The organism is Leisingera sp., from assembly GCF_034669605.1.
GTDB lineage: Bacteria > Pseudomonadota > Alphaproteobacteria > Rhodobacterales > Rhodobacteraceae > Leisingera.
Genome location: NZ_JAXMOX010000265.1, coordinates 1 through 5,339, shown reverse-complemented (window position 1 = coordinate 5,339; position 5,339 = coordinate 1). Strand labels below are relative to the sequence as shown.

The following is a 5,339-nucleotide window of genomic DNA, read 5'->3' as shown; positions in this document are numbered from 1 at the left end:
GGTCAGGAAACCGGCCCCGATGGCCGTGCCGTCTTTGCGGCCAGCCTCCCCGCCGTCCCCCCGGCGGAGGGCAAACCGCTGTCGGCCACCCTTGCCACCCGCGTCGCTGACGGCGCCGCCCGCCCGGTGGAGCGCACTTTGGAGCTGCCGGTCCGCCCTGCCGGTCCCGTGCTTGGCATCAAGCCGCTGTTTGCGGAGGTCGCGGCGGAAGGCTCCGAGGCCGGCTTTGAACTCATCGCCCTGTCGCCGGAGCTGACGCCGATGCCGATGCGGGTGAAATGGACCCTGAACCGGGTCGAGACCCGCTATCAGTGGTATCAGCTTTACGGCAACTGGAACTGGGAGCCGATCACCCGCCGCAGCCGGGTCGCCACTGGCGAGGCGCAGCTGGGCCGCGACCCGCTGCCGCTGTCGCAGCCCGTCGATTGGGGCCGTTACGAGCTGGTGGTGGAGCGCCTCGACGGCGCCTATGCCTCAGCCGCCTTCGACTTCTACGCCGGCTGGTACGCGCCTGAGGGCAGCACCGAAACCCCGGCAAGGCTGGAGCTGTCGCTGGACCGCGAAAGCTATGCGCCCGGCAGCACCGCCCGCCTGCGCATTGTGCCGCAGGCCGCAGGCACCGCGCTGATCTCGGTGGTCTCGGACCGCCTGATCCACCGGATGGCCGTCGAAGTCCCCGCCGGCGAAACCGTGATCCCGCTGGAGGTGACGCAGGACTGGGGCAGCGGCGCCTATGTGACCGCGACGGTGATCCAGCCGGTTGCGGGCAAGCAGGGCCGCACCCCGCTGCGCGCCCTTGGTTTGGCGCATGCCGGCATCACTCAGCCCGGCCAGCACCTGGAGGTCGCCATCGAGGTGCCCGACGTGGCCCGGCCGCGCGGCACTCAGGTCGCGAAACTCCGCGTGGATGGCGCTGACAAGGGCGAGGATGTTTGGCTGACGGTCGCCGCCGTCGACCTTGGCATCCTCAATCTCACCGGCTTCACCAGCCCCGACCCCAGCGCGCATTACTACGGCCAGCGCCGATTGGGAATGGAGCTGCGCGACGTCTATGGCCGCCTGATCGACCCCGGCAACGGCGCCATGGGCCGCATCCGCTCCGGCGGTGATGCGGTCAGCGGTCTCAAGATGCAATCGCCGCCGCCGACGCAGGATCTGGTGGCTCTGTTCTCCGGCCCGCTGAAAGCGGACGCGAATGGCGAGGCCGAATTCCCGATGACGCTGCCCGCCTTCAACGGCACCGTGCGGCTGATGGCGGTGGCCTGGTCGGGCAAAGCCGTAGGACAGGCCGAGGCCGACATGCTGGTGCGCGACCCGGTGGTGGTCACCGCCTCCCTGCCGCGCTTCCTGGCGCCGGGTGATGAAAGCCGCGCCAGGATCGAGATCGTGCATGCCGGCGGCGCCGCTGGTGAAATGAAGCTCAGCGCCAGCACCGCAGGCGGCCTGACCCTGGGCAGCCTGCCCGCCTCCGTCACCCTGGCAGAGCAGGGCAAAGCTGTGCTGGAACTGCCAGTAACGGCACAAGGCGCCGGCGACCATGAACTGACCCTCACCCTGACCACCCCGGACGGGCAGCAACTGCGCCAGGACCTGCGGCTGCCGGTCCGCGCCAATGATCCCGTGGTCTCGCAAACCCGCCGCTTCACCCTGGCAGGCGGCGACACCTTCCTGTTCAGCAAGGACGTCTTCACCGGCCTCCTCCCGGGCACCGCGCGGGCCGCAATCTCCTCCGGCCCGCTGGCCAAGTTTGACGTGCCGGGCCTTTTGGCAGAGCTGGACCAGTACCCCTACGGCTGCACCGAACAGGTCGCCTCCAAGGCGCTGCCGCTGTTGTACCTCAGCAGCGTGGCCCAGGCGGCGGGGCTGGGCGATGGCCCGGCGGTGGACGCCCGCATCAACGCAGCGATCCGCAAGGTGCTGACCCGCCAGGCCCCCAGCGGCGCCTTCGGGATGTGGCGCGCCGGCAGCGGCGAGTTCTGGCTCGATGCCTATGCCAGCGACTTCCTCAGCCGCGCCCGCGCGCAAGGGTATGAGGTGCCGCAGCAGGCCTTTGCCCAGGCGATGGACAACCTGCGCAACCGCATCAACTACGCCCCCGACTTCGACAGGGGCGGCGGGGAGATCGCCTATGCCCTTCTGGTGCTGGCCCGCGAAGGGGCGGCCCGGATGGGCGACCTGCGCTATTACGCCGATGTGAAGGGCGAGGCCTTTGCCACCCCGCTTGCCGCCGCCCAGCTGGGGGCCGCGCTCGCGGCCTATGGCGACCAGCGGCGGGCGGACGCAATGTTCGCCCGCGCCGCGCAGATGATCGGCAATGCCGGCCATGAGGACAGCCGCCTGTGGCGCGCTGATTTCGGCACCGCCCTGCGCGATACCGCCGGGGTTCTGGCCCTAGCCGCAGAGGCGGGATCAGAGGCCGTGGACCGGGTCAGCCTGTCCGCGCGGCTCTCGGGCGCCAGCGGCACCCGGTCCACGCAAGAGGCGGTCTGGACCCTGATGGCCGCCCACGCGCTGAGCCAGCGGCCCGAAGACTCCGGCCTGCTGGTGAACGGCCAGCCCGTCCAGGGCCCGTTCGTGCAGGCCGCAGACGGGCAGGACATGCCGGAGCTGGCCCTGACCGCCGCCAATGGCCGCACCGCGGAGATCACCCTGACCACGCTCGGCGTGCCGCAGGTGCCGCCCGCCGCGGGCGGCTATGGCTACACCATCGAGCGCAGCTACTACACGCTGGAGGGCCAGCCGCTGGAGGCCGGGTCTGTCCGCGCCGGCGCGCGCTTCGTGGCGGTCCTGCGGGTGAAGCCGCATGAAAAGACCGGTGCGAGGCTGATGATCAACGACCCGCTGCCCGCGGGATTTGAGATCGACAACCCGAACCTCCTGCGCTCCGGCGATCTGCGCGACCTCGACTGGCTGAACCCGGCCAAGGCCGAACACGCCGAGTTCCGCAGCGACCGCTTTCTGGCGGCGGTGAATGTGCGCGACGCCGCACCGGTGACGCTGGCCTATGTGGTCCGCGCGGTCACGCCCGGCGTGTTCCACCACCCGGCGGCTTCGGTCGAGGACATGTACCGCCCTGCCTACCGCGCGCGCAGCGCAACGGGGCCTGTGGTCGTGAAGTGAAGCGCTGGAAGAAAAGAACGGAGGGCAGCGCCCGGCCCGGCGGGGTGGGAAGCGAAGCGCCCGCCCCGTCGGGGGCGGGACGGGCGCTGCCCGGCCTGCGGCCAGGCAAAAGGTGGAAATGGTACACCGCTACTTTAGCGGTCCTGTTTGTTATAGTCTTTACAGCCTGCCGCATCTTCGACACGTGGATCGACAACACGAACCTCCCCCTCACCCTCGCGGAAACCTCCACTGAAGTCCTCGACCGGAACGGCAAACTGCTGCGCGCCTACCCGGTGGGAACCGGCCTCCGGCGCCTCGCCGTCCAGCCCGCCGAAGTCGACCCGCGCTTCCTCGAGATGCTGCTGCGCTACGAGGATAAGCGGTTTCATTCCCACGCCGGCGTCGATCCTATCGCCCTCCTCCGCGCCGCGGGCCAGGCGCTGTGGAACACCCGCGCGGTCTCCGGCGGCTCCACCCTCACCATGCAGGTGGCGCGCCTCCTGGAGGACGGCACCACCGGCCGATGGGCAGGCAAGCTGCGCCAGATGCGGATGGCGCTGGCGCTGGAACGCCGTCTCAGCAAGGACCAGATCCTGACGCTTTACCTGACCCACGCCCCCTATGGCGGCGCGGCCGAGGGCATCCGCGCGGCCGCCTACAGCTGGTTCGGCAAGGAGCCGGGCCGGCTGACCCCGGCCGAAGCCGCGCTGCTGGTCGCCCTGCCGCAGAGCCCCGAACGCCGCCGCCCCGACCGCTTCCCCGAAGCCGCAAGCAAGGCCCGCGACCGGGTGCTGGCGCGGATGCAGCGGCAGGGCATTCTGACAGAGGAACAGGCAAGGACCGCCCGCCAAACCCCGCTGCCGCACCGCATGGCCGCCTTCCCGCGGCTGGCGCCGCATCTGGCCGACCGGGTAAAGGCCGCGCAACCGGGCCAGCGGCAGATCCGCCTGACCATCGACCGGCAGATCCAGGCGCAGATGCAGCATCTGGCAGCAGAGGCGGTCCGTGCGGGCGGTGAACGCCTCTCTGCCGCGCTGATCGCCGCCGACCACCAGACCGGCGAGGTGCTGGCGCTGGTCGGCTCGCCCGGCTATGCCGATGCGCAAAGGCGCGGCTTTGTCGACATGACCCAGGCGATCCGCTCCCCCGGCTCCACCTTGAAACCGCTGGTCTACGGGCTGGCCTTCGACCAGGGCCTGGCGCATCCCGAAACCCTGATCCACGACGGCCCGGCCGATTTCGCAGGCTATGCACCGCAGAATTTCGATGGCGCATTCCGCGGCGACATCCGCGTGCGCGAGGCGCTGCAGCAATCGCTCAACATCCCCGTGGTGAAGCTGACGCAGGAGCTGGGCCCGGCGCGGCTGATGGCGTCCCTGCGCGCAGGCGGCGCGGCGCCGGAGCTGCCCGGCGGCGCCCCCGGTCTGGCGCTGTCGCTTGGCGGCGTCGGCATCAGCCTGCAGGACATGGTGCAGCTCTACGCCGGGCTGGCGGCAGGCGGGCAGGGGCCAAGGCTGCGGATGGTTCAGGGCGCGGCCCCGCAGCCCGCAGGCCGCCTGATCTCGCCCGAGGCCGCCTGGCAGGTTGGCGACATCCTGCGCGGCCTGCCGGTGCCTGCGGGCGCGCGCCGCGGCACCATTGCCTATAAGACCGGCACCTCCTATGGCCACCGCGACGCCTGGGCGATCGGCTGGGACGGGCGTCATACGGTCGGCGTCTGGATGGGCCGCGCCGACGGCACCCCGGTACCGGGGATCTTCGGCGGCGATCTGGCGGCACCTGTGCTGTTTGAGGCCTTCGGGCGTCTGAAACCCGTGCTGGAGCCGCTGCCGCCGCCGCCGCCCGCCACGCTGATCGTCAGCTCTGCCGAATTGCCGCAGCCGCTGCAGCGCTTCCGTCCCCGCGATGCGGTGTTCTCGGCGCCGGCAGATGCGCCGGAGCTGATCTTCCCGCCCGACGGCGCCCGGCTGGCGCTGGACAGCGGCGGCCTCACCCTGAAACTGCGCGGCGGCACCGCGCCATTCCTGGTGCTGGCGAATGGGCGGCCGGTGCTTGCCGGGCAAAGACAGCGTGAGTTCCCGGTGCCCAGCCCGGGCCCCGGTTTTTCCTCGCTGGTGATTATCGATGGCGCAGGCCGCTCGGACCGGGTTGATTTGCGGATCGATTGACGGGGCGGATCGATCGATGCGGCGGATCGGTTGTTGCGGGGCATTGCCGGGCATGAGCTGTTTCGCTTC

At 70.8% G+C, this 5,339-nt stretch carries 2 protein-coding genes; both read left to right on the top strand.

All coding sequences use genetic code 11. The features are described from left to right. Nucleotides 1-3,120: alpha-2-macroglobulin family protein (locus tag VOI29_RS22320; protein WP_323783796.1), on the top strand; the 3,120-nt coding region annotated here is incomplete at its 5' end. Between the two features lie 143 nt (nt 3,121-3,263). Continuing rightward, on the top strand, nt 3,264-5,270 hold the full coding sequence (gene pbpC / locus VOI29_RS22315; RefSeq protein ID WP_323783798.1) for a penicillin-binding protein 1C: 2,007 nt from the start codon (nt 3,264-3,266) through the stop codon (nt 5,268-5,270). Nucleotides 5,271-5,339: the final 69 nt, after the last annotated feature.